Source organism: Pseudomonas sp. SK, assembly GCF_012975065.1.
GTDB lineage: Bacteria > Pseudomonadota > Gammaproteobacteria > Pseudomonadales > Pseudomonadaceae > Aquipseudomonas > Aquipseudomonas anuradhapurensis.
This window is the reverse complement of sequence record NZ_CP051857.1, coordinates 3228563-3251147: the sequence shown is the minus strand read 5'-3', so window position 1 is coordinate 3251147 and position 22585 is coordinate 3228563. Positions and strand designations below refer to the sequence as shown.

The window sequence follows — 22585 nt, the reverse complement described above, 5'->3', positions numbered from 1 at the left end:
TCCACTCAGTGCCAGGTGCCAGCGGTGCTACCGCCATCCACCGGCAGGATGACACCACTGACGAAGCGTGAGTCGGCCAGGTACAGCACGGCGTCCACCACATCCTGCGGCGAGCCGGTGCGGCCACTGGGTGACAGCGCGCCCATCCCCTGCATGTTGCCGCCATGCAGCGGCGTGTCGATGATCCCCGGCGCCACGGCATTCACCTGCACGCCGCTGGCCGCCAGCTCCAGTGCCAGGCCTTTCACCGCCTGGTTCAGGCCGCCCTTGACCAGCACCGGCAGCAAGGCCGGCACGCGGGTGTCCGGTTGCAGGGCGATGGAGGCGGTGATGGCGATGATCTTGCCATGCCCCTGGCGGGTCATGAGCCGCGCCGCCTCTTGGGCCGGGTAGAAGAACCCCTTGAGGTTGGTGCCGACCAGCGCGTCGACATCCGCTGCGCTGTACTCCGTGGCTGGTTTGGCAATGAAGATGCCGGCATTGTTGATCAGCAGGTCGACACCGCCGAAGGCCTCCACGGCGCGGGCGAACAGGCGCTGTGCGGTGCCTGGCTCGGCGATGTCACCGGCTACGCCGATGAAGCGCGAAGGCTGGCCGAGGCGGGCGGCGGCCTGCTCCAGGCGGGCCTGGCTGCGGGCGTTGCCGATCACGTTGTCGCCGCGTTCGAGGAAGGCCTCGGCCAGGGCGAAACCCAGGCCGCTGGAGGCCCCGGTGATGATGACGGTACGTGCGGTGTTCATGTGGCGGATCTCCAGTGAAGTGAGCCGTGAGCTCGGTGTGGAGCCACTCTAGGACGTTACCGCTACTTGAAAAATGAGGCGCATGGTATTTCAATCGATACACCATGTAATCAATCGAACCGCCATGAGCCGCCATTTCGATGACCTGCAACTGGGCAGCCTGGAGCTGTTCTGCCTGGCTGCCGAGCGGGGCAGCTTCAGTGCTGCCGCCACCGAGGCTGGCGTCACCCCGGCGGCGGTCAGCCGCAGCGTGGCACGCCTGGAGGAACGCCTGGGGGTGCGCCTGTTTGTCCGAACCACCCGGCAGATGCGCCTGTCCGCTGCGGGCCAGGCCTATTACCAGCAATGTCGGCAGGCGCTGGGGCAGCTGGTCGAGGCCGAGCGCCAGGTTACCGGCGGGCAGGTCGAGCCGAGCGGCCGCTTGCGCATCAGCGCGCCCACGCCTTATGCCCACCACCGCTTGCTGCCGCTGCTGCCGCGGTTCCGCCAGCGCTACCCGGGCGTGCAGGTGGATGTACATGTCAGCAACCGCAATGTCGACTTTGCCGAGGAACCGTTCGACCTGGCGATTCGTGGCCGCGAGCCGGCCGATTCGCGCCTGGTGGCGCGGCGTCTGGAGGATGCCGAGCTGGTGGTGGTGGGCACGCCGGGTTACCTGGCCCGTGCCGGCACCCCGCAAACCCCGCATGACTTGCTGCAGCATGAGTGCATCCAGTTCGAGCTGCCCAGCACTGGCCGTCGCCCAGCCTGGACCTTTCGCCAGGGTGGGGTACAGGTGGAGCTCGACACCCAGGGGCCGTTCACCTGCCAGGGCGACTTCCTCGCCACCGCCACGCTGGTGCGTCATGGCGGCGGCCTGATGCAGGCTTACCGGTTTACCGTGGCCGATGCCCTGGCCAGTGGCGAGCTGGTGGAGGTACTGAGCGCGTATGGCGGGACGTCAAGGCCGTTCATGCTGCTCTACCCGCAGGCTCGGCATATGCCGTTGCGGGTGCGGGTATTGATCGACTTCCTGTTCGCCGAAGCCGGCTCAGCACGCGGCTGATCAGAACCAGCGATCGTTCTTCTTGCGCCCACGGGTCAGCGACGGCAGGATCAGCCCCGCCAGCAGGCCAGCGCCAGCAATGCTGCCGCCATACACCATGTAGCGCATCATCACCTGCTTGTTCTCGTCACCCAGGCGGGCCTTGGTATCGCGCAGGTCCGACTGGCTCTGGTCGAGCTGTTCGTTTAATGCCTGGTTGCGCGCCTGCAGTTCATCGATCAGCTTTTTCCGTGAATCGAGCGTCTCCTGCATGCCCTGGACACGGTTCTTCCAGCTGTCGTCGATGGTCTTCAGCTGCCCGGTCAGGTCCGCGACCTGGGCATCGAGCTGCGGCAGGCGCTCGCCCTGGCCCGGCACCGCTTGCAGGTCGCTGCTGAGAATCCACACCACGTCGCCATTCTGGCCACGCACCTGGCTGTAGTTGCCCTGGGTGCCGATCAGGGTCAGTCTCTGCCCGGACTTGAGGGTACCGACGATGCGGTGGCCATCGGTCGGGCCGCTGCGCACATAGGTGCTCAGGCTGTCGCTGACCCAGCGTGCATCGCTGGCGGGCTCTTCGGCGTGCACCGGCGCGGCAAGGGCCACAAGGGTGGCAATCAGGCCGCTGCGCAGGGCAGTGAGGGCGGAAGCAGTCGGGCGGGAATCGGGCATGTTGGTCTTCGCTGAAACAGGACAAAGGTAGGCCCGGTGACTGGGCCGATGAACCGGTCGGTGAGTTGACCGCCAGCGAAAGACCGTTTTTTTATCGGCAGGTTCACCACCTGACGTCGGAAATGTCTGCAGAATATTGCAGAAGCAGCCACTTGGCCGGGCTCGCGCCGGTGTTTGATGCGGCGCGCTAGACTCAAGTGTTCACCTCTTTCATGGAGCAAGACCATGACTGCCAAGAACACCATTTGCCTCTGGTACGACAACGATGCCGAGGCGGCGGCGACCTTCTACGCCAGCGTTTTCCCCGATACCCGGGTGACGGCGGTGCACAAGGCACCGAGCGACTACCCGTCGGGCAAGCAGGACGATGTGATCACTGTCGAATTCACCGTCATGGGCATACCTTGCGTGGGGCTCAATGGCGGCAAGGCCTTCAGCCATTGCGAGGCGTTTTCGTTTCAGGTCAGTACCGAGGACCAGGCCGAGACCGACCGCTACTGGAATGCCATTGTCGATAATGGTGGCGAGGCCAACGTCTGCGGCTGGTGCAAGGACCGCTGGGGGATTTCCTGGCAGGTCACCCCACGCGTCCTGATCGAAGCCATCGGCCACCCGGATCGCGCGGCGGCCAAGCGCGCGTTCGAGGCCATGATGCAGATGGGCAAGATCGATGTGGCCAGGATCGAGGCCGCCCTGAAGGGCTGAGCCGAGGGGTAGGTAGCCGCGAACACCGGCGAAGCCGGTGCCAGGGGGTGGATGATTCGCGGCTATCGGCCCCACACAGGCCGCGTCAGGTTTCGGACACTTCGCTTGCCGCTGGCGTGGCCTTGCTGGATGCCTTCTTCTCCTGCACCACGATGTAGAACTCCTCGCCGTGCTTGACCGCGCCATACAGCACGGCCTTTTCGATCAGTTCGTTACCGCGCAGGTGGCGCAGCATCATCGGGTCCTTGCGCAGGTCGCGGTACAGCGCCAGGCACAGCAGCACCATCACCACCACGAACGGCAGGGCCACGACGATGGTCAGGTTCTGCAGCCCGGTGAGCGCCTCGCCGGGGTCGCGTGGGTCGCCGATGGCCAGCATGATCGCCGCCACCGTACCGGTCAGCGCGCCCCAGAAGATCACTGTGCGGCGCGATGGCGTGGTGGTGCCGTGTTCCGACAGTGTGCCCATGACCAGCGAGGCAGCGTCGGCCCCCGAGACGAAGAAGATGCCCACCAGGATCATTACCAGCACCGAGGTCGCCGAGGCCAGCGGGTAGCTGGCCAGCAACTGATACAGCGCATGGTTGCTGTTGACTGCGCCATTGGCCAGTTGGAAGGCACCATCGCGCAGGGCCTCGATGCTCGCGCCGCCGAAGATGGTGAACCACACAAGGCTGACCAGGCTCGGAACCAGCAATACGCCGGTGACGAACTGGCGGATGGTACGGCCACGGCTGATGCGGGCGATGAACATGCCCACGAATGGCGTCCAGGAAATCCACCAGGCCCAGTAGAACACGGTCCAGCCGGCCAGCCAGCTGTTCATCTGCTCGCCGCCGCTGGCATTGGTGCGGGCCATCATTTCCGGGAGCATCTTGATGTAGATGCCGATCGAGGTCGGCAACAGGTTGAGCATCAGCAGGGTCGGGCCCACCATGAACACGAACGCCGCCAGCACCAGGGCCAGCACCATGTTGGTGTTGGACAGCCACTGGATACCCTTGCCGATGCCGGAAACCGCCGAGGTGACGAAGGCGATGGTCAGCAGGGTGATGACCGAGATGTAGAACAGCTTGCCGGGGTTGTCGATCCAGCCGTTGTATTCCAGGCCGCCGGCAATCTGCAGGGCGCCCAGGCCGAGTGAGGCGGCCGAACCGAACAGCGTGGCGAAGATCGCCATCATGTCGATCATGCGGCCCAGCGGGCCATTGGCATGCTTGCCGATCAACGGCCGGAAGGCGGCGGAAATCAGCTGCGAGCGGCCGCGACGGAAGGTGCCGTAGGCAATCACCAGGCCGACGATGGCGTACATGGCCCATGGGTGCAGGGTCCAGTGAAACAGCGTGGTGGCCATGGCCACCTGCATCGCTTCGCTGGTCTGCCCAGCGGCTGTCCCTGGCGGTGGTGACACGTAGTGCGAAAGGGGCTCGGCAACGCCGAAGAACATCAGGCCGATGCCCATGCCGGCGCTGAACATCATCGCCACCCAGGACACCGTGCGGAACTCGGGCTGTTCGCCATCCCGCCCCAGTGGTACCCGGCCGTAGCGGCTGGCGGCCAGCCATAGCACGAACACCACGAACAGGGTGGAGGTCAGCACGAAGAACCAGCCGAAGTTGAGGATGACCCAGGACTGCGCGCTGGAGGCGTTGCGGGCGAGGCTGGCCTGGTTGAGGAAGCCCCAGAGGACGAAAGCGATTGCCAGGAGGCTGGTGAAGCCAAAGACGATCCAGTCGAGCTTGCCCTCGAAATGCCGGTCCTGGCGTGCTTCCGCGGTTTTCGAGGGGTCTGTCACGCCAAGGTCGAGCGTTTCGGTGATGTGTTCCTTTGCCATGAATTTCAGGGCCCTTTTTCTGGCTTACCTGCTGGTGCAGGCTTGTTGTCGTGTGGGCTACCGGGCTCGCGCACTGCCTCGGCGGGAAACTGCTGACGCGATTATCCTGCGCGGGAAATGCCAGCGCCTGTCCCGACAGCGCCGTGGGGCGTCCATTGCGCGACCTGGCAAATACTTTTAGTTCTGGGGGTGATGGCCCTTTCTGCTTCGCGTTCTGGTACCCTGAAGGGCATTAACCGGGCCCGCCCATCCAAGCACCGTAGAAGCGCTGCTGCGTGGGCCTGGCCGTACCAGGAAACGGAGATTCGTCAACATGGCCACTGACCGTGTGAGCCTGATTCATTTCGATAAATTGAGCATGAGCCCTGCCGCTGCCGATCGGTTCCAGAAAGCCCTCGATGCGCTGGAAGCGCTCAAGCTGCAGGACCGTTACGTGTACCTCATCGCTCCTTATCTGGGTGATATCGCCGACGCCTCCGACAGCGAGCAACTGGCCACCGCCCTGGAGCAGGGCTTGCGCGTGGTCGACGAACTGCTGGCTGCAAGGTCGGTCAGCAAGGTCAAGGCCGAGGACGTACGCCAGGTGTTCCACGGCGCCGCGGCACAAGCGCGGGCAGCCATGCCTGGCTAAGTGGCAGCATGGCCAAAGACATCGACAACCCTTGCGTCTCGTTGTGCCAGCTCAATAGCGAGCTGTGCGTGAGCTGTGGCCGCACCCGCGACGAAATCCGCAAATGGCGGGGCATGAAGCGCCCCGAGAAGATGGCCACCGTGCAGCGGGCGGCCACGCGCATGAAAGCTATCGCCAAGAAGGCGGCCAAGCGGCAGAATGCCGGCTGAACCTGCGTACCCTGCACGCGGCCCTTCCTGTTTTGTTGTCTGACGAGCCTGAAATGGATTCTCACTCGCTGTTAGCCTTTACCCTGGTCGCGGCCATCGCGATCGCCAGCCCTGGCCCTGCCACCCTGATGGCCATCAACAACAGCCTTGCCCACGGCCAGCGCAGCGCGATCTGGTCGTCGCTGGGCAATGGCTCGGGCCTGTTCTGCCTGTCGGCTGCAGCCATGCTCGGGCTGGGCGCACTGCTGGCCAGTTCTGAAATGCTGTTCAATGCCGTGAAGATTCTGGGCGCCGGCTACCTGTTCTACCTGGGCGCGCGGCAATTGCTGAAAACCAGCCCGATGCTGGCACAGGGTGGTGCAGAAGGGGTGCCCAAGGTACGACCGACGCCGCTGAAACTGTACAAGTCAGCCTTCTTCACGGCCGTCACCAACCCCAAGGCGACCATGTTCTTCACCGCGCTGTTCCCGCAGTTCATCGACCAGGGGGCGGCATTGCTGCCACAGTTCCTGATCCTGACCGGGATCTTCGTGGCCTTGTCGCTGGTTTCGCTGAGCCTGTACGCCGCGTTGGCGGCACGCGCCAAGGGCGTGCTCACTCGGCCGTCGCTGTCACGCTGGGTCAGCCGGGTAGTGGGCACCACCTTCATCGGCTTTGGCGCAGCGATCCTGGCGATGCGCCGGCAGGGCGCCTGAGGTACGGGTGGTGCAGGCGTGACGCCTGCCGCTTCGGGCCACCCGTGCTGGCCGACAGACGGCCAGCGGGGGGAGCGCAGGTGATCCAGACTGTTCATGGCGCGCACAGACAGATGCTGCAGCCGACCGAGGGTTGTCCATGATCAAGCGTTGCTTTCGCCACGCCTTGCGGCGGTTGCCGTGCCTGTTGCTGCTGCCGCTGGCAGCAGTGGCAGATGAACCATGCCGGCGGCTGACGGCCACCGGCAACCCGGAATACCCGCCTTATCTGTGGCGCGACCCGCAAAACCCGCAGCAACTGATCGGTGTCAACGCCGACCTGCTGAAATACCTGGGCAAGCAGCTGGGGCTGGAAATCGAATTGATCTATACCGGGCCGTGGTCGCGCGCGCAGGAAGAAGTGCGCACCGGCCGTATCGACCTGATGGCCGGGTATTTCCTGACCCAGGCCCGCCAGCAACAGATGGACTTCATCGCCCCGCCATTCCTGCACACCCCAAGTGTGGTCTGGGTGCGCCAGGACAGTGCCTTCGCCTACCAGCAATGGGCTGACCTGAAAGGCCGCAAGGGCGGCATACTGGTCAGCAACAGCCATGGCCAGCAGTTCGACGATTACGCCAGGGCCAACCTCACCCTCGAAGCAGTACCCGGCGCCAGGCAGGCGTTCGAGAAGTTGCTGCACAAGCGCAGCGATTACGTGGTGTACGAGCAGTATCCTGGCATGGCCCTGGTGCGCAGCTTGGGCATCGCCGGGACTGTGCGGGTGCTGGAGCCGCCGATTTCCAGCGAAGGGCTGTACCTGGCGATGTCGCATCACTCGCCCTGCAACCAGCCGCAGTTGCGTGAAGCGCTGGCGCGGGAAATGGAAAAGATCGTAGCCGGGGCGTTGCCGGAACAGCTGTTGCAGCAGAACCTGGAGCGTTGGCAGTAGGCCCTGCTGCGTGGTCCTTGTAGGAGCGGCCTTGCGTCGCGATGGGGCGCGAAGCGCCCCGGCAATCTCCGCTGCGAAGCTGAAAGCCAGGGCCGCTTCGCGCCCCATCGCGACGCAAGGCCGCTCCTACAAGGTCCGTGACAGCTGCTCGGCTTCCTTGGCCCGGGTCACATTGACCGCGCCGGGCAGGCTGACGGCGTTCTTCGCAGCGAGGAGCTCGGCCATCACGCTGACCGCGATCTCCGCCGGTGTCTTGCTGCCGATATAGATCCCGATGGGGCCATGCAGGCGCTGCAGTGACGCTTCGCTTTCGCCGAAGTGTTCGATCAGGCGCTCACGGCGCAGTTGGCTGTTGCGCCGCGAGCCAATCGCACCGATGTAGAACGCCGGGCTGCGCAAGGCTTCGAGCAGGGCCAGGTCGTCCAGCTTGGGGTCGTGGCTGACGGCGACGATGGCGCTGCGCAAGTCCGGGGCAAAGGCGCGCACCACGTCGTCCGGCATGCCGGCCAGGTGATTGACGCCAGCCAGGTTCCAACCCGCCCGGTACTCGGGGCGCGGGTCGCACAGGGAAACACTGAAGCCGTTGAACAGGGCCATGGTCGCCAGGTATTCGGCCAGCGCACCGGCACCGATCAGCAGCAAGCGGTAGCCGGGGCCGAGGGTGTGGCACAGGCGCTGGCCATCGAAGCTGAACAGCTCGGGCGTGCTGGTGGCGGCGAGGCTGGCCGTGCCGCTGCGCAGGTCGAGGTCGCGGCGCACCAGGCTGCCGCTGTCGAGGCTGGCCAGCAGCTGTTCCAGCTGCGGCAGCGACGGGGCGAACTCCAGCACCAGTTCGAGGGTGCCGCCGCAGGGCAGGCCGAAACGGTGGGCGTCGTCGGCGCTGACGCCATAGCGCACCACCTGCGGCAGGCCTTCAGGCATCCCGGGGCCGCCACGGGCGCTGGTGTAGCGGTGGATGAGGTCGTCTTCGATACAGCCGCCGGAGACACTGCCGACTACCCGGCCATCGCTGCGCAGGGCCATCATCGAGCCCACCGGGCGCGGTGAGGAGCCCCAGGTGCGCGCGACCGTGGCGAGCAGAGCGCGGTGACCGGCGGCGAGCCAGTCGCGGGTGGTGCGCAGCACCAGCAGATCGATGCTTTCCATGGTTACTCCGCTAAATCGGATGTGCAAGGGTGGCTATGCCGGCCTCTTTGCGGAGAAGCCCGCTGCCACAGCTAGCGTTCCGCTTTGATACGGTTGGCAGCCCTGCGGGAGCGGGCGTGCCCGCGCAGGGGCCGCTACAGACATCGGCATTTCAGCGCATATGCAAGATGATCGGGCTGCTGCTGGCCGGGTCGGTATGCCCACGCAGCTTGCTTACCGCCTGTGCACTAACCGCACCGCCCTGGTTGCCCCAGGCCGTGCGCACGAAGCTCAGCACAGCGGCAATTTCCTCATCGCTCAATTGCTCGCGGAACGCCGGCATGCGGTAGGCATCCGGCAAGTCTGCCGTGACCACCCGCTGCGAACCGTTGAGGGTGATGTTGATCGCCGAGGCGTCTTCCTTGGCCAGTGCCGAGGTGGCACCGGCCAAGGGTGGCATCCATTCGGCCTGGCCCTTGCCATCCAGGCCGTGGCACGATGCGCAACGGGTCACATAGGCATGTGCCCCGGGGCTGTCGAGCCGCATTGCCGCCGATTGGGCCTGGTACTGCCACGGTGGGCCGTCGCGTTGTGGATCGCCAGGCAGCGACTTCAAGTAGTGCGCGATGGCGGCCAGGTCAGCGTCGCTCATGAACTGCGTGGAATTGTTGAAGGCCTCGGTCATCGAACCGAATACCACGGCGTGGCGGTTGCGCCCGGTCTTGAGGAACTGCGCTATTTCCGCCTCGCTCCAGCGCCCCAGCCCGGTGTTGTGGTCGGCGCGCAAGCTGGGGGCGTACCAGCCATCGAGCAGGGCGCCGGCGAGGAACGGCTTGCCACTGTCATCCAGGGCCTTCTCGTTGAAGGCCAGGCCGCGTGGGGTGTGGCAGCTGCCGCAGTGGCCTGGGCCCTGGACCAGGTAGGCACCGCGGTTCCACTGTGCATCCTGGCCGGCCTGCTCGGCGTATGGCGTGCTGGTGGCGAACAGGCCGTTCCACACGGCGATGGGCCAACGCAGGTTCAGCGGCCAGGGGATGGCACCGGGCTGGTTGGCCTGCGGCACCGGTTGCACACCGAGCATGAAGAAGGCGTACAGCGCCTTGACATCGTCATCGCCAAGCTTGGCGTAGGACGGGTAGGGCATGGCCGGGTACAACCGCCGGCCGCCGGGCGCAACGCCGTGGCGCACGGCGCGGTCGAAGTCGGCCAGGCTGTAGCGACCGATGCCGGTGTCGCGGTCGGGGGTGATGTTGGTGGCATGGATGGCACCCAGCGGGGTAGCCATTTCCAGCCCGCCGGCGAACGGCTTGCCGTCCGGCACGCTGTGGCAGGCCACGCAGTCGCTGAGCCGGGCCACGTACTCGCCACGGCTGACCAGCGCCGGGTCGGCGGCCGTGGCCGGTGCGCCGGCAAACGGCGAAACCGGCTCGCGGGTGACATACCAGGCCAGCAGGCCTGCCGCGACCAGGCACGGCAACGCCAGCCAGCCGGCGGTTCTTGCGAAACGATGGGTCATGCTGCGTCCTTGTGCGGTCAGCTGAAGGTATGGCGGCTCAGCGGCAGGCTGCGCACGCGCTGGCCGGTCAATTGCGCGACCGCGTTGACCACTGCCGGAGCGACGGCGGGCAACGGTGGCTCGCCGATACCGCCCATCTTCGCCCCGCTCTCGACGATCCGCACATGCACCCGGGCCATGCGCGAGGGCGGCAGGATCGGGTACAGGTCGAAGTTGCGCGCGCGTGGCTTGCCGTCGACGTATACCGCTTCTTCCAGCAGCGTCTGCGACAGGCCCAGGGCGACAGCGCCGTTGACCTGGTGCTCGATGATCGCCGGGTTGACGATGCTGCCCGGGTCGATGGCCTGCCAGATGTCGTGCACCTTGACCTGGCCGTTCTCGATCGACACCTCGGCAATGACCGCTGCCTCCGAACCGAACGGCGAGGCCATGGCTACGCCGCGTGCGCGCTTGCTGCCGTCCTCGGCAGTGAACGGCCCGCGCTTCCAGCCACCGGACAGTTCGGCAACCGCCTGCAGCAGGGTGGTCAGGCGCGGGTTGTCGCGCAGCAGGTGCAGGCGCAGTTCGAACGGGTCCTTGCCGCCCTTGTCGGCCAGTTCGTCAAGGAACGATTCGTAGAAGAAGTCGTTCAGCGAGTTGCCCACCGAGCGCCAGTAACCAAGCATGGCCGGGCCTTTGACGTAGACCTGGGCGATGCGTTTGTTGGCGATGGCGTAGGACTTGCCCGACAGCCCTTCGAGCGCAGTCGGGTCGAGCTTCTCGCCCTGTTTGCCGGCGAGGGCTTCGGTCGGGCCTTCCGTGGCGCTCACGGCCTCGAGGGCCACCGGCAGGCCGTCGGCGTCCAGCCCGGCACGGAATTTCACCACGGCCACCGGGCGCAGTACGTCACGCAGGAACTCTTCCTCGCGACTCCAGATCAGCTTCACCGGGCGGCCGACCGCCTTGGCCAAGGCAATCGCCTGAGGGTAGGGGTTGGCCGAGTCGTAGAGGAAGTGGCGGCCGAAGAAACCACCCAGCAACGGCGAGTGCAGGGTGATCTGTGCCGGAGCCAGGCCGGTGCGCCGGGCGATGTCGTCACGGAACATGTCCGGCGCCTGGTTGGGTAGCCACACCTCCAGCGAACCGTCGGCATTGAAGCGCGCCAGCGCCGAGGGTGGCTCAAGCTGGGCATGGTTGAGGTACTGGTTGTGGTAGGTCGCCTCGACGCGGGTCTTGGCACTGGCCAGCATGCCGGCCACATCGCCCTGGTTTTCTTCGTCGCGGGCCGGGGCTTCGACCGTAGCCAGGTGGTCGCGCCAGCCATCGCTGGAGAAGTCGGCCGGCATCGGCCGTACCGGGCTGTCGGCGGCAGGCTCCTGCCAGTCCACCTGGATGGCTTCCACCGCACGCTTGGCGTGCCACCAGCGCTCGGCAACCACCGCCACGGCGCCTGGCAGCTGATGCACCGAGTGCACACCCGGCATGGCCTTGACCTGCTCTTCGTTGCGCAGGCTGCCGACGGTCATGCCCAGGCGTGGCGCGTGCTGCACGGCAGCATGGAGCATGCCGTCGACCTTGACGTCGATGCTGTACACGGCCTTGCCGGTGGACTTGTCATAGGCATCCAGGCGGCGTACCGGTTTGCCGATCCAGCGAAACTGGCTGGGGTCGCGCAGCTTGACGCTGGCCGGGTCGGGTACCGGCAGGTCCATGGCCCGCGCGGCCAGTTCACCATAGGGCACGGAACGCCCACTCGTGGTATGTACCACGTTACCCGGGGTGGTGGTGAGTTGCTCAACCGGTACGCCCAGCTGCTCGGCGCCTGCCTGCAGCAGCATGGCGCGGGCGAGGGCGCCCAGGCGGCGCATGGTCGGGTAGCTCATGCGTACCGACATGCTGCCGCCGGTGATGCGCATGCCGTTTTCCATCACTACATAGGCTTCCCCAGGCGGCGCGCTATCGACCACGAACCTGGCCGGGTCGACATCCAGTTCCTCTCCGACGATCTGGGCCATGGCGGTGAATGGGCCTTGCCCGCCTTCCATGAACGGGCTGAGCAGGCGCACCGTGCCGTCCGGGCGGATCTCGAGGAATGCCGGTACCTGAGTGCCGCGTTCGGCGCTGGTGGCGGCCGCTGCCTGCACGCGGGCCGGGCCCAGCGGCAGGCCGAAGCCAAGCACCAGGGCGCCGACCGCCGTGCCGGCCAGAAAGCGCCGACGCGACAGGTTGAGGGTCGCGCCCTGCTGCAACTCGAGCAGGTCGGCAGGTGTATCGACGGGCGTGCGCATCAGGCCTTCTCCCCTTGAGCCAGGTCATGCATGGCGGCATGGATGGCGTTGTAGGTGCCGCAGCGGCACAGGTTGACCATTGCCGCGTCGATCTGCGCGTCACTGGGTTTGGGCGTGTGCTTGAGCAACGCGGTGGCCGCCATCACCTGGCCGGACTGGCAATAGCCGCACTGGGCAACCTGGTGTTCGACCCAGGCCGCGACCACCCGCTTGCCCACGGCGTCGGCCTCGATCGCCTCGATGGTGGTCACCTCGCGCCCGACCACACCGGCCACCGGCGTGACGCAAGCGCGCACCACGTTGCCGTCCACCAGCACCGAACAGGCGCCGCACTGGGCCAGGCCGCAGCCATACTTGGTGCCGGTCAGCCCCAGGTCATCGCGGATCACCCACAGCAAGGGTGTATCGGCGTCTGCCTCGACCTGGTAGGTCTTCTGGTTGATGCGTAGTTCCATGGTTCACCTGCCCGTCTACGGTTACTGTCGCGCTGTCTTTGCGGTCGGGGAATACGCTGTTCCCCAGTCCGAAAACGCTAGCACAGGGGGCGGACCGTTGATCTGCTGGATAGGCCAGGTTCAGAGGATCAGGCAAGTAATCCGGTGGAATGCGCAAGCTGGTCGCGCAAACAGGACTTCCGCGGTGAAAACCCGGATAATGCCGGCCACTTTCGTTTTGCACGTTTAAATCACGGTAATCCCGCATGGAAATCAAGGTCAATTTTCTCGACAATCTCCGTCTCGAAGCCAAGTTCGACGACTTCACGGTGATCGCCGACCAACCGATCCGTTACAAAGGTGATGGCTCGGCCCCGGGGCCGTTCGACTATTTCCTGGCGTCCTCGGCCTTGTGCGCGGCTTACTTCGTCAAGCTGTACTGCCAGACCCGTAACATCCCGACCGAAAACATTCGCCTGGCACAGAACAACATCGTCGACCCGGAAAACCGCTACAACCAGATCTTCAAGATCCAGGTCGAGCTGCCCGAGGACATCTCCGAGAAGGACCGCCAGGGCATCCTGCGTTCCATCGACCGCTGCACCGTGAAGAAGGTGGTACAGACCGGCCCCGAGTTCGTCATCGAAGTGGTCGACAACCTCGATGCCGATGCCCAGGGCCTGTTGATGCCGGTGTCGGACACCAGCACCTACATCCCTGGCAAGGACCTGCCGCTGGAGCAGACCATCGCCAACATGTCGGGCATCCTGGCCGGGCTGGGGATGAAGATCGAGATCGCTTCGTGGCGCAACATCGTGCCCAACGTATGGTCGCTGCACGTGCGCGACGCCCAGTCGCCAATGTGCTTCACCAACGGCAAGGGCGCGACCAAGGAAGCCGCGCTGGCCTCGGCGCTGGGCGAATTCATCGAGCGCCTGAACTGCAACTTCTTCTATAACGACCAGTACTGGGGTGAGGACTTGGCCAACGCGCCGTTCGTGCACTACCCGAACGAGCAATGGTTCAAACCGGGCCCGCGGGACGCGCTGCCGGTCGAGATCCTCGACGAGCACTGCCTGGCCATCTACAACCCGGACGGCGAGCTGCGCGGCTCGCACCTGTACGACACCAACTCGGGCAACACGGCCCGTGGCATCTGCTCGCTGCCGTTCGTGCGCCAGTCCGACCAGCAGGTGGTGTACTTCCCGTCCAACCTGATCGAGAACCTGTTCCTCAGCAACGGCATGAGCGCCGGCAATACCCTGGCCGAAGCGCAGGTGCAGTGCCTGTCGGAAATCTTCGAACGGGCGGTGAAGCGCGAAATCCTCGAAGGCGAGCTGTGCCTGCCGGACGTGCCGCAGGAGGTATTGGCCAAGTACCCGGCCATTGTTGCCGGCATCCAGGGCCTGGAGGAGCAGGGCTTCCCGGTGCTGGTCAAGGATGCTTCGCTGGGGGGCTCGTTCCCGGTCATGTGCGTGACCCTGATGAACCCGCGTACCGGTGGCGTATTTGCCTCGTTCGGTGCCCATCCGAGCCTGGAAGTGGCGCTGGAGCGCAGCCTTACCGAACTGCTCCAGGGGCGCAGCTTCGAGGGCCTGAACGACCTGCCGCAGCCGACCTTCGAAAGCCACGCGCTGACCGAACCGAACAACTTCGTCGAGCATTTCATCGACTCCAGCGGCGTGGTGTCGTGGCGTTTCTTCAGCGCCAAGGCCGACTTCGAGTTCGTCGAGTGGGACTTCTCCGGCCATGGCGAGGATTCCAACGTGCAGGAGGCCGCGACCCTGTTCGGCATCCTCGAAGACCTGGGCAAGGAGGTGTACATGGCCGTGTACGACAACCTTGGCGCCACCGCCTGCCGCATCCTGGTGCCGGGTTACTCGGAAATCTACCCGGTGGAGGACCTGATCTGGGACAACACCAACCGCGCCCTGTCGTTCCGCGCCGATATCCTCAACCTGCACAGCCTCGACAACCGCGCCCTCAAGCTGCTGCTCAAGCGCCTGGACAACTGCGATGTCGATGACTACACCACCATCACCACGCTGATCGGCGTGGAATTCGACGAAAACACGGTCTGGGGCCAGCTGACCATTCTTGAACTGAAGCTGCTGATCTGCCTGGCAGTGCAGCGCTTCGAGGATGCCAAGGAACTGGTCGAGGCGTTCCTGCAGTTCAACGACAACACCGTCGAGCGTGGGTTGTTCTACCAGGCATTGAACGTGGTGCTGGAAGTGTTGCTGGACGACGAGCTGGAAATGGACGACTACGAGGCCAACTTCCGGCGTATGTTCGGCAACCCGCGCATGGACGCGGTGTTGGGCTCGGTGGATGGCAGCGTGCGCTTCCATGGCCTGACCCCGACCAGCATGAAGCTCGAAGGCCTCGACCGCCACTTGCGCCTGATCGAGAGCTATAAAAAGCTGCATGCGGCGCGGGCCAGGCTGGCCTGATCAGGCGTTACTGGCTGATATCGCCGGGGGCCGCTTTGCGGCCCCTCGCGACACAAGGCCGCTCCTACAAAACGCGCGCCCGTATAGATCGCTTTCAAATAGCCGCTATCCCCAATCTGTCTTGTCGCTTCGCCTGCCAGGCGCGTAGCTTTTTGCTTCCATCCCCTCAATCCATGGCGCGTTGACCGCCAGAAGGATCTCGGCCGCGCACCTTGCAAAAGCGCAGACCATGAATACCTCTTTGGATACCAATGCCCTGAAAGCCCGCCAGCAAGCCATATGGGCCAGTGGCGACTACGCGGTAATCGGCACCACCATGCAGATCGTTGGCGAGCGCCTGGCCGAGGCCTGTGACCTGCGCTGGGACGAACAGGTGCTGGATGTTGCCGCCGGCAATGGCAACGCCACCCTGGCCGCAGCCCGACGCGGTTGCCGCGTCACCTCCACCGACTATGTGCCCGAGCTGCTCAAGCGCGGCGAAGAACGGGCGCGGGCCGAGCGCCTCGATGTGGTGTTCCAGACCGCCGATGCCGAAGCACTGCCGTTTGCCGATGGCACCTTCGATGCGGTGCTGTCGACCTTCGGCGTGATGTTCGCCCCCGACCAGGCCCAGGCTGCGCGCGAACTGAGCCGGGTGTGCCGGCCCGGTGGCCGGATCGGCCTGGCCAACTGGACCCCGCAAGGCTACGTCGGGCAGATGTTCAAGACCCTGGGGCGGCATGTACCGCCGCCTGCCGGGGCCTTGCCGCCCTCACGCTGGGGTGATGAGGAACAATTGCGCGTGCTGTTCGCAGGCGCGTTTGACGAGTTGCAGGTCAGCCGCTTCCGCTATCGCTCGGCGGCGCATTACCTCGAGGTGTTCCGCACCTGGTTCGGACCGATGCGCACGGCCTTTGCCTCGCTGGAGCCGCAGGCGGCTGCGGCGCTGGAGCGTGACCTGACCGAGTTGTTGAATGCCTGCAATGTGGGCGGCCCGACATCACTGGTGGTGCCGAGCGAATACCTGGAGGTGGTGATCACGCGCGGCCGTTAGCAAGGGCGCTTCGAGTCAGCGCGGCCCCCAGTGGGTTAGCCGTGAGAGGGGGCTTGTCCGAGGCGTGACCCGTGAAGTGGCGCAGGGGCCTTGGTTGCGGTTCATCCAAGCTCAATTCTTGCACTTGGCCATGACGACCTGGCAAGTTCTCGGCGAGCCCCCCGACCGGCTGGCATAACGCACGCAGTTGTCCAGCGACTTCTTGCGGGCGATGCTCAAGGTATCGCCCCATGCCAGGCCACCTTCGCCAGTGGTGGGGACGGCTTTGGCGAAGCAGTTGGAGCCTATTGTGCGTGCCGCGTAGTGGGTCTTGCCGGTGTTGCAGGAGCAACCGGCCACGAGCACCAGGCCGAGCGCCAGCAGGGTGGTCAACGCCCAGGGTGAACGCGGGCGAATCGGGTTGCTGCTCATCGGTTGTCTCCTTGCGCCAACGCCTCGCAGCATAGGCCATTCAAACCAAACGGTGAACTATCGCCTTGTCGAGAGGCTCCTTTGCTAGGCGCGCCCTGCGCACGCCTGGTGGCCACGCCATCAGCCCTTGGGTCACTGAATGAAAAGGAGGCACCGTGACCGCATCCGAGCAAACCTTCTACCGCCATACCCCCAGCCCGCTGCATGCCTTGCTGCTGGCCGGCAGCGTTCCGTTGTTTCTCGCTGCGCTACTGAGCGACATCGCCTACTTCAACAGTTACCAGATCCAGTGGAGCAACTTCGCCGCCTGGCTGATCGCCGGCGCCCTGGTATTTTGCGGGCTGGCACTGTTGTTTGCGTTGGCCAACCTGATCCGTGCCGAGCACAAGGGCGGCCGGCCGACGCTGTACTTCGTGCTGCTGCTGGTGACCTGGGTGCTGGGGCTGATCAATGCCTTCGAACATGCCAAGGACGCCTGGGCGGTAATGCCGTCCGGGCTGGTGCTGTCGGTGATCGTGAGCGTGCTCGCGACAGTGGCCGCCTGGACCGGTTTGAGCGGCCTGCGCTCGGGAGGTGCGGCATGAAGCTTGTACCTGCATTGAGCCTGTTGAGCATGGCGTTGCTGTTGACTGCGTGTGGCGGTGATGGCGAGCCGAACCAGGCCCTTGGGCCCGACCCGAAACTGCCGGCGCCACAACGTGGCCTGCTGCCGAGCATGAAAATCGCCCAGCCGGTAGCCTGGGGTGAGCAGAAGCCGACGGTACCTGAAGGCTTTACCGTCACTGCCATCGCCACCGGCCTGAAGATCCCGCGGCAGACCCTGGTGTTGCCCAATGGCGATATCCTGGTCGCCGAGGGCCGCGGTGGCAGCGCGGCCAAGCTCAAGCCCAAGGATGTCATCGCCAGCCAGATCAAGGCCAAAGGCAATACCCAGGTCAAAGGGGGCAACCGCCTGACCCTGCTGCGCGATGCCGACGGCGACGGTACCTATGAGCTGCAGACGGTGTTTGCAGAAAACCTCAATGCGCCGTACGGCCTGGCCTTTGCCGCTGGCAAGCTGTACGTGGCCAACCAGGATGCCCTGGTGCGCTTCGACTACCAGGACGGCCAGACCCGCGCCGATGGCCCGCCGACCAAGGTCACCGACCTGCCGGCCGCGATCAACCACCATTGGACCAAGGCGCTGACCATCAGCCCGGATGGTCGCTACCTGTACGTGGGCATCGGCTCCAACAGCAACATCACCGAACGCGGGCTGGAGGTGGAGATCGACCGGGCCATGGTTTGGCAGGTCGATGCTGCAACCGGCGCGCACCGGCCCTATGCCACGGGCCTGCGCAACCCGACGGCGCTGGCCATCCAGCCGCAGAGCGGGCAGCTGTGGGCGGTGGTCAACGAGCGCGATGAGCTGGGCCCCGACCTGGTGCCGGACTACCTGACCTCGGTGCGTGACGGTGGTTTCTACGGCTGGCCTTACAGTTACTGGGGGCAGAACGTGGATCAGCGGGTACGGCCGCAGAACCCGGACAAGGTAGCGGCGGCGATCAAGCCGGATTACAGCCTCGGTTCGCACGTGGCGGCATTGGGCGTGGCCTTCTCCATCCCGGCCATGGGTGAGCGCTTCGCCGACGGTGTCTTCGTCGGTGAACATGGCAGCTGGAACCGGCCCAATCCGGTCGGCTACAAGGTCATCTTCGTGCCGTTCGGCAATGGCAAGCCGGCAGGTGAGCCGATCGACTTCGCCACCGGCTTCCGCGGTGAGGATGGCAAGACCCGCGGGCGGCCGGTGGGGGTGACGGTGGACCCGCGTGGTGCATTGATCATCGCCGATGACCTGGCCAATACGGTCTGGCGGGTAAAGCGCAACCGCTGATGGCATGGGGGGATGCGCCCGTGCTGGAGCGGCCTCGTGTCGCGAAAGGGGCGCGCAGCGGCCCCGTATTGCAGCTTCGCCGCGATGATCACTGGGGCCGCTTTGCGGCCCTTTCGCGACACGAGGCCGCTCCTACAAGGGGCGCGGGCCGCCTGCCCGGCGATCAGAAGCGGTAGTTGAAGCTGGCTTCCAGTGTACGCGGTGCACCTGGAGTGATCAGGTCCACCGAGCCGTGCGCAGAGGCATAGTAGTCGCGGTCGAACACGTTCTTCAGGCGCAGCGCGGCGTCCCACTGCGGCACGCTGTACAGCAGCGCGGCGTCGAAGGTGGTGTAGCCCGGCATCACTACCACGTTATCGAGTGCGGTGTAGCGCTCGTCGACGTAATTGGCACCGGCGGCCACGCGCCACTGCGGGGTCAAGGTACGCACCAGCCAGACGTTGGCGCTGTTACGCGGCGTCAGGGTAGGGGTCTGGCCTTCGTTGGCCACGCCATTGGTCTTGCTGTTGGATTTGCTGATTTCGGCGTCCAGATAGGCATAGCCGGCATAGATCTGCCACTTGTCACTCAGCTGGCCGCTGACGGTGGCTTCGAAGCCGTCGGTGCGCTGTTCGCCTGCCAGCACGGTGAGGTTGGGGTTGGCCGGGTCGGCGGTCTTCATGTTGGTGCGCTCGAGGCGGAACAGCGCTGCTGTCAACGACAGGCGGCTGTCGAGCAGGTCCCACTTGGCGCCGATTTCGTAGTTGGTGGTTTGTTCCGGCTCAAGGTGCTGGTTGCTCGGGCTGACCGCGAACACCTCGCCCGAGGGCTGGTAGCTGCGGCTGACCGAAACATAGTAGGACTGGATGGCATCCGGCTGGTAGACCAGGCCAGCGCGCGGGCTCCAGGTCTTGTCGGTGCGGTCGAGGTCGACATTCTGCGCGCGGTCGTCGTCGTATTCCTGGCCAAAGATGTCATAACGCACACCGACCAGCGCTTTCCAGTGTTCATTCAGCTCGATCAGGTCCTGCACGTACAGGCCAGTGGTCTGCTGCCAGTTGGTGCCCTTCGACGACAGGTTGGCGGCGTGTTCCGGCACCGCTACCAGGGCGTCTCGGTACACCGGCACCTGGGCCACGTTGTTCTGGCTCAGCACCCGCTGGTGCTTGTCCTGGAAGCCCACCTCCACGCCATACAGCAGGTTGTGCTGCATCCCGGCCAGCTGCGCCTGTTGCTTGAGCTCGGTCTGGTTGAACAGGCCGTACTCGTCGCGGGCGACATTGCCGCGGTTGAGCTTGACCAGCAGCTCGCCATCGGGCGCAGTGACGAAGCGCTTCGGGCTGCTGTCGGCGAGGGTGTTGTTGCGGTCCAGGTCGTAGCGGTAGTAACGGCTGGTGTTGGTCAGGGTAAAGTCGTCGTTGATGCGGTAATCAAGGCTTGCGGTCAGCGAGAACACTTCACTGCGCGCATAGTCCTGGTCGGCATCGCCGGAACCGAAGCGCTTGTCACGGTGCACATCCACCGGGCGGTTGCCCAGGGCCGGGATGCCGAAGTCGATCAGGCGCTTGTCGTACAGGTAGGTGGCGCCCAGGTTCAGTTCCAGGTCGTCGGAAAGGCGGAAATACGCCGATGGCGCGATGGCCTTGCGGTCGATGTAGCCATCGTCACGGAAGGTGTCGCTGTCTTCGAAGGCACCGGTCACGCGGTAGGCCTGGTTGCCCTGCGGGTCGGCCCAGCCACTGTCGAACTGGGTGCGGCGCTTGCCTTCGCTGTCGAAGCTCATGCCCACTTCGCGCTTGGGTGTGAAGCTGGGTTTCTTGCTGATGCTGTTGATCAGGCCACCCGAAGATCCACGGCCATACAGTACGGCGGCAGGGCCCTTGATTACCTCCACCCGCTCGATGTTGGACAGGTCGCGGAAGTACAGCGCATCGTCGCGCACACCGTCGATGTACATGTCGCCAATGGCGCTGAAGCCACGGATGGTCACCTGATCGCGCTGGCCATCGCCGTTGGACAGGCCGACGCCAGGCACGTTCTTCAGCACATCTTGCATCGACTGGGCGCCCTGGTCCTTGATCACGCTTTCCGGCACGACGTTGACGGTTTGCGGGATGTCGCGCAGCGGCGCGTCGATCTTCAAGGCGCTGCGGCTTTCACTGGCCTTGTAGCTCTGCTGCTCATAGGCGCTGGTGACGGCGGTGGCGGGCAGGGCGAGGGAACCCTGCGACTCAGGTTGAGCTGCATGAGCAGCAGGCATGACCAGCAGGCCGAGCATGGAAAGCGAAGCCGGCGCAACAGACTTTTTTGCCATTACAGGTGACTCGTTGTTGTATTCGAGGTTGCGAATACTAACGATTCTCAAATGTAAAGCAAGTGTAAAGAATTCGCATTTGCTATTGCGACGGCCTGCCTGGTTGCACGCGGGCTGAACCTGTCGCCAAGGGCCGGCCCGGCAAGCCAACCGGGAACGGCTATGCTTGTCAGCGCGTGAGCATCACGCGCAATCGTCCGGTCTTGATTACAGGGAAGCAGGCCTATGAATCCAATTCGCTCCATCGCTCGTGCTATCGCCCTTGCCACGCTGGCCTGCGCTGCCAGTTTCACGGTGCAGGCTGCCGGTATTCCCATCGGCAGCGAGGCGCTGGAAAGCCACGTCACCACGCAAGTCACGGCCATCGACCTGGGCAAGCGCCAGGTCACGGTGAAAGGTCCCGATGCCAAGAAGGATGTGACCTTCCAGCTCACGGAAAAGGCCAAGGCACTGCACAACCTCAAGGTGGGTGACCAGGTCGACATCTATGTCACCCGCGCGGTGGCCTATGTGTTGAATCCCGAAGTAGGCGGGGCGCCAAAGGCGACTGACGAGTCCGGTACCATCCGCGCCACGGCGGACAACCCCAACCCTGGTGGCGAGGCATTCCGTCAGGTCAAGATCACCTCGCAGATCAAGAAGATCGACCTCGATAAGCATGAAGTCAGTTTGCTGCCGCCGGAAGGCAAGCTGCAGGTGGTCAAGGTCGAGAACCCGGACCTGCAGGCACGCATGAAGAACCTCGAGGTCGGGCAGACCGTCGACGCGATCTACACCGAAGTGCTGCGCGTCGAAACCTCACGCTGATCTCAGCCGGTGCCGGCCTCGGCTGCTGCCGGGGTCAGGCTTCGGCTGGCCCGGGCCTGTATCCGCCGCGAGGCCTTGCAGGCGGGAGGGTATTGTTGAAACAGCCGTAGCACCCAGTCAGGGCGGGTCTTGCTGGCATCGTTGAGCCAGTTGGCGACCGAGTCCTGGGCATACTTCTCGGGTTCGGCCAGCAGTGGCACCAGCATCGGCTCGGCCACCTCCGGCTGTTGCTTGAGTGCGGCAATGTGTTCGCACCAGACCCCGCGGGGGCGCAGGATCTCGATGCAAAACCGCCGCACCAGCGGGTCGGCATCGCCAACATGGCGGCCGAGCAGGAGCAAAGCGGCGTCAAGGTTCTGCGCCAGGCGCGGGCGCAGGGCAATCCAGGCCCACTCGCGTACACCGAAGTGTTCATCACGAGCGAAGCGCAACTGCGCCTGCAGGGCCTCTTCCAGGGGCAGCGAGCGGGACAGGTGCGCCTGGGCAAATGCCGCCCAGCTGCGCACGGTATCGGACGGGTGGGTGCAGCATCGCTCGAACGCCTGTTGGCGCCAGGGCGCGGCAGCCTGCTCCAGCCATTGCCCCAGCGCCAGGCCAATGGCTGCGACCTTTTTCGACAGGCCCAGCGCCTGGGCCAGTTCGGCGCTGGCGGTCAACTGCTCCAGCAGTGCCTCGGGAAGCTGGCCGGCCAGGGCGTGGGCGAGGGCCGCCTGGTCTACCGCCAGGCATTCGGCCAGGTTGCGGGTGGGCAACTGGCCAAGGTCGATCAGGGTCTTGCGTTGCTCCTGCAACATGTTCCACCTCCATGTGGTCGGCCAAGGTACGACAGTACCCTCAGGCATGCATGCTACGAATAGTGCGCGTGCAGGGTTTTGATTTCCATCACTTCGGCGGGTTGTACGATCATGGCCGTCATCGACACGCTGAAGGAG

Annotated in this window: 21 protein-coding genes; 11 read left to right on the top strand and 10 right to left on the bottom strand. The window is 64.9% G+C overall.

Features of this window, described 5'->3' with window-relative positions; all coding sequences use genetic code 11:
- Positions 1 to 5: 5 nt before the first annotated feature.
- The gene (locus tag HG549_RS14915) at positions 6 to 740 is read right to left on the bottom strand and encodes an SDR family NAD(P)-dependent oxidoreductase (protein ID WP_170030276.1); all 735 of its coding nucleotides are present in this window, start codon (positions 738 to 740) and stop codon (positions 6 to 8) included.
- A gap of 124 nt (positions 741 to 864) precedes the next feature.
- On the opposite strand from HG549_RS14915, the gene HG549_RS14910 reads away from it, so the two are divergent.
- The gene (locus tag HG549_RS14910; RefSeq protein WP_170030275.1) at positions 865 to 1785 is read left to right on the top strand and encodes a LysR family transcriptional regulator; all 921 of its coding nucleotides are present in this window, start codon (positions 865 to 867) and stop codon (positions 1783 to 1785) included.
- Here HG549_RS14910 and HG549_RS14905 read toward each other — a convergent pair whose 3' ends face one another.
- Positions 1786 to 2436 (bottom strand): TIGR04211 family SH3 domain-containing protein, encoded by a 651-nt coding sequence (locus HG549_RS14905; protein ID WP_170030274.1) that lies wholly within the window; start codon positions 2434 to 2436, stop codon positions 1786 to 1788.
- Between the two features lie 225 nt (positions 2437 to 2661).
- Here HG549_RS14905 and HG549_RS14900 point away from each other — a divergent pair, with 225 nt between their 5' ends.
- Positions 2662 to 3141, top strand: a complete 480-nt coding sequence (locus HG549_RS14900) for a VOC family protein (RefSeq protein WP_170030273.1) — start codon at positions 2662 to 2664, stop codon at positions 3139 to 3141.
- Between the two features lie 85 nt (positions 3142 to 3226).
- Here the strand turns inward: HG549_RS14900 and HG549_RS14895 are convergent, their stop codons facing one another.
- The gene (locus tag HG549_RS14895; protein WP_170030272.1) at positions 3227 to 4975 is read right to left on the bottom strand and encodes a BCCT family transporter; all 1749 of its coding nucleotides are present in this window, start codon (positions 4973 to 4975) and stop codon (positions 3227 to 3229) included.
- A 313-nt stretch (positions 4976 to 5288) separates the two neighbouring features.
- On the opposite strand from HG549_RS14895, the gene HG549_RS14890 reads away from it, so the two are divergent.
- From HG549_RS14890 to HG549_RS14875, 4 genes are all read left to right on the top strand, one after another.
- A complete protein-coding gene (locus tag HG549_RS14890) occupies positions 5289 to 5606 on the top strand; it encodes a hypothetical protein (protein WP_170030271.1) in 318 nt (105 codons plus the stop codon).
- An 8-nt stretch (positions 5607 to 5614) separates the two neighbouring features.
- The gene (locus HG549_RS14885; protein WP_010954468.1) at positions 5615 to 5815 is read left to right on the top strand and encodes a DUF1289 domain-containing protein; all 201 of its coding nucleotides are present in this window, start codon (positions 5615 to 5617) and stop codon (positions 5813 to 5815) included.
- 53 nt (positions 5816 to 5868) lie between these two features.
- Positions 5869 to 6510, top strand: a complete 642-nt coding sequence (locus tag HG549_RS14880) for a LysE family translocator (RefSeq protein WP_170030270.1) — start codon at positions 5869 to 5871, stop codon at positions 6508 to 6510.
- Positions 6511 to 6649: 139 nt separating this feature from the next.
- The gene (locus HG549_RS14875; RefSeq protein WP_170030269.1) at positions 6650 to 7441 is read left to right on the top strand and encodes an ABC transporter substrate-binding protein; all 792 of its coding nucleotides are present in this window, start codon (positions 6650 to 6652) and stop codon (positions 7439 to 7441) included.
- A gap of 126 nt (positions 7442 to 7567) precedes the next feature.
- Here the strand turns inward: HG549_RS14875 and HG549_RS14870 are convergent, their stop codons facing one another.
- From HG549_RS14870 to HG549_RS14855, 4 genes are all read right to left on the bottom strand, one after another.
- The gene (locus HG549_RS14870; protein WP_170030268.1) at positions 7568 to 8587 is read right to left on the bottom strand and encodes an XdhC family protein; all 1020 of its coding nucleotides are present in this window, start codon (positions 8585 to 8587) and stop codon (positions 7568 to 7570) included.
- Between the two features lie 151 nt (positions 8588 to 8738).
- On the bottom strand, positions 8739 to 10082 hold the full coding sequence (locus HG549_RS14865; protein ID WP_170030267.1) for a cytochrome c: 1344 nt from the start codon (positions 10080 to 10082) through the stop codon (positions 8739 to 8741).
- 17 nt (positions 10083 to 10099) lie between these two features.
- Positions 10100 to 12349: a molybdopterin cofactor-binding domain-containing protein gene (locus HG549_RS14860; protein ID WP_170030266.1), complete on the bottom strand. Its 2250-nt coding sequence runs from the start codon at positions 12347 to 12349 to the stop codon at positions 10100 to 10102.
- Entirely contained in the window at positions 12349 to 12804 is a 456-nt protein-coding gene (locus HG549_RS14855; RefSeq protein WP_170030265.1) for a (2Fe-2S)-binding protein, read from the bottom strand. The genes HG549_RS14860 and HG549_RS14855 overlap by 1 nt, the downstream gene beginning before the upstream one ends.
- Positions 12805 to 13049: 245 nt before the next feature.
- Between HG549_RS14855 and HG549_RS14850 the strand changes: the two genes are divergently transcribed.
- Entirely contained in the window at positions 13050 to 15236 is a 2187-nt protein-coding gene (locus HG549_RS14850) for an OsmC domain/YcaO domain-containing protein (protein WP_170030264.1), read from the top strand.
- A gap of 229 nt (positions 15237 to 15465) precedes the next feature.
- Positions 15466 to 16269 carry a class I SAM-dependent methyltransferase gene (locus tag HG549_RS14845; RefSeq protein WP_170030263.1) on the top strand — a complete coding sequence of 268 codons (804 nt, stop codon included), beginning with the start codon at positions 15466 to 15468 and terminating at the stop codon, positions 16267 to 16269.
- Between the two features lie 111 nt (positions 16270 to 16380).
- Here the strand turns inward: HG549_RS14845 and HG549_RS14840 are convergent, their stop codons facing one another.
- A complete protein-coding gene (locus HG549_RS14840; protein ID WP_170030262.1) occupies positions 16381 to 16680 on the bottom strand; it encodes a hypothetical protein in 300 nt (99 codons plus the stop codon).
- A gap of 155 nt (positions 16681 to 16835) precedes the next feature.
- Between HG549_RS14840 and HG549_RS14835 the strand changes: the two genes are divergently transcribed.
- On the top strand, positions 16836 to 17264 hold the full coding sequence (locus HG549_RS14835) for a DUF2231 domain-containing protein (RefSeq protein ID WP_170030261.1): 429 nt from the start codon (positions 16836 to 16838) through the stop codon (positions 17262 to 17264).
- Positions 17261 to 18553 carry a sorbosone dehydrogenase family protein gene (locus HG549_RS14830; RefSeq protein WP_170030260.1) on the top strand — a complete coding sequence of 431 codons (1293 nt, stop codon included), beginning with the start codon at positions 17261 to 17263 and terminating at the stop codon, positions 18551 to 18553. Before HG549_RS14835 ends, HG549_RS14830 begins: the two co-directional genes overlap by 4 nt.
- A 163-nt stretch (positions 18554 to 18716) precedes the next feature.
- Here HG549_RS14830 and HG549_RS14825 read toward each other — a convergent pair whose 3' ends face one another.
- Positions 18717 to 20846 (bottom strand): TonB-dependent siderophore receptor, encoded by a 2130-nt coding sequence (locus tag HG549_RS14825; protein WP_170030259.1) that lies wholly within the window; start codon positions 20844 to 20846, stop codon positions 18717 to 18719.
- Positions 20847 to 21071: 225 nt separating this feature from the next.
- Here HG549_RS14825 and HG549_RS14820 point away from each other — a divergent pair, with 225 nt between their 5' ends.
- A complete protein-coding gene (locus HG549_RS14820) occupies positions 21072 to 21653 on the top strand; it encodes a hypothetical protein (protein WP_170030258.1) in 582 nt (193 codons plus the stop codon).
- A 2-nt stretch (positions 21654 to 21655) separates the two neighbouring features.
- Here HG549_RS14820 and HG549_RS14815 read toward each other — a convergent pair whose 3' ends face one another.
- Complete coding sequence (locus HG549_RS14815; protein ID WP_372241523.1) at positions 21656 to 22447, bottom strand: hypothetical protein; 792 nt, start codon at positions 22445 to 22447, stop codon at positions 21656 to 21658.
- Positions 22448 to 22585: the final 138 nt, after the last annotated feature.

What these genes read in the sequence shown, in the direction of transcription:
- HG549_RS14905 (WP_170030274.1), bottom strand. Translation starts at nt 2,436, where the DNA reads ATGCCCGATTCCCGCCCGACTGCTTCCGCCCTCACTGCCCTGCGCAGC.
- HG549_RS14910 (WP_170030275.1), top strand. Translation starts at nt 865, where the DNA reads ATGAGCCGCCATTTCGATGACCTGCAACTGGGCAGCCTGGAGCTGTTC.
- HG549_RS14900 (WP_170030273.1), top strand. Translation starts at nt 2,662, where the DNA reads ATGACTGCCAAGAACACCATTTGCCTCTGGTACGACAACGATGCCGAG.
- HG549_RS14845 (WP_170030263.1), top strand. Translation starts at nt 15,466, where the DNA reads ATGAATACCTCTTTGGATACCAATGCCCTGAAAGCCCGCCAGCAAGCC.
- HG549_RS14855 (WP_170030265.1), bottom strand. Translation starts at nt 12,804, where the DNA reads ATGGAACTACGCATCAACCAGAAGACCTACCAGGTCGAGGCAGACGCC.
- HG549_RS14865 (WP_170030267.1), bottom strand. Translation starts at nt 10,082, where the DNA reads ATGACCCATCGTTTCGCAAGAACCGCCGGCTGGCTGGCGTTGCCGTGC.
- HG549_RS14915 (WP_170030276.1), bottom strand. Translation starts at nt 740, where the DNA reads ATGAACACCGCACGTACCGTCATCATCACCGGGGCCTCCAGCGGCCTG.
- HG549_RS14825 (WP_170030259.1), bottom strand. Translation starts at nt 20,846, where the DNA reads ATGGCAAAAAAGTCTGTTGCGCCGGCTTCGCTTTCCATGCTCGGCCTG.
- HG549_RS14895 (WP_170030272.1), bottom strand. Translation starts at nt 4,975, where the DNA reads ATGGCAAAGGAACACATCACCGAAACGCTCGACCTTGGCGTGACAGAC.
- HG549_RS14870 (WP_170030268.1), bottom strand. Translation starts at nt 8,587, where the DNA reads ATGGAAAGCATCGATCTGCTGGTGCTGCGCACCACCCGCGACTGGCTC.
- HG549_RS14875 (WP_170030269.1), top strand. Translation starts at nt 6,650, where the DNA reads ATGATCAAGCGTTGCTTTCGCCACGCCTTGCGGCGGTTGCCGTGCCTG.
- HG549_RS14890 (WP_170030271.1), top strand. Translation starts at nt 5,289, where the DNA reads ATGGCCACTGACCGTGTGAGCCTGATTCATTTCGATAAATTGAGCATG.
- HG549_RS14840 (WP_170030262.1), bottom strand. Translation starts at nt 16,680, where the DNA reads ATGAGCAGCAACCCGATTCGCCCGCGTTCACCCTGGGCGTTGACCACC.
- HG549_RS14815 (WP_372241523.1), bottom strand. Translation starts at nt 22,447, where the DNA reads ATGTTGCAGGAGCAACGCAAGACCCTGATCGACCTTGGCCAGTTGCCC.
- HG549_RS14880 (WP_170030270.1), top strand. Translation starts at nt 5,869, where the DNA reads ATGGATTCTCACTCGCTGTTAGCCTTTACCCTGGTCGCGGCCATCGCG.
- HG549_RS14830 (WP_170030260.1), top strand. Translation starts at nt 17,261, where the DNA reads ATGAAGCTTGTACCTGCATTGAGCCTGTTGAGCATGGCGTTGCTGTTG.
- HG549_RS14850 (WP_170030264.1), top strand. Translation starts at nt 13,050, where the DNA reads ATGGAAATCAAGGTCAATTTTCTCGACAATCTCCGTCTCGAAGCCAAG.
- HG549_RS14885 (WP_010954468.1), top strand. Translation starts at nt 5,615, where the DNA reads ATGGCCAAAGACATCGACAACCCTTGCGTCTCGTTGTGCCAGCTCAAT.
- HG549_RS14820 (WP_170030258.1), top strand. Translation starts at nt 21,072, where the DNA reads ATGAATCCAATTCGCTCCATCGCTCGTGCTATCGCCCTTGCCACGCTG.
- HG549_RS14860 (WP_170030266.1), bottom strand. Translation starts at nt 12,349, where the DNA reads ATGCGCACGCCCGTCGATACACCTGCCGACCTGCTCGAGTTGCAGCAG.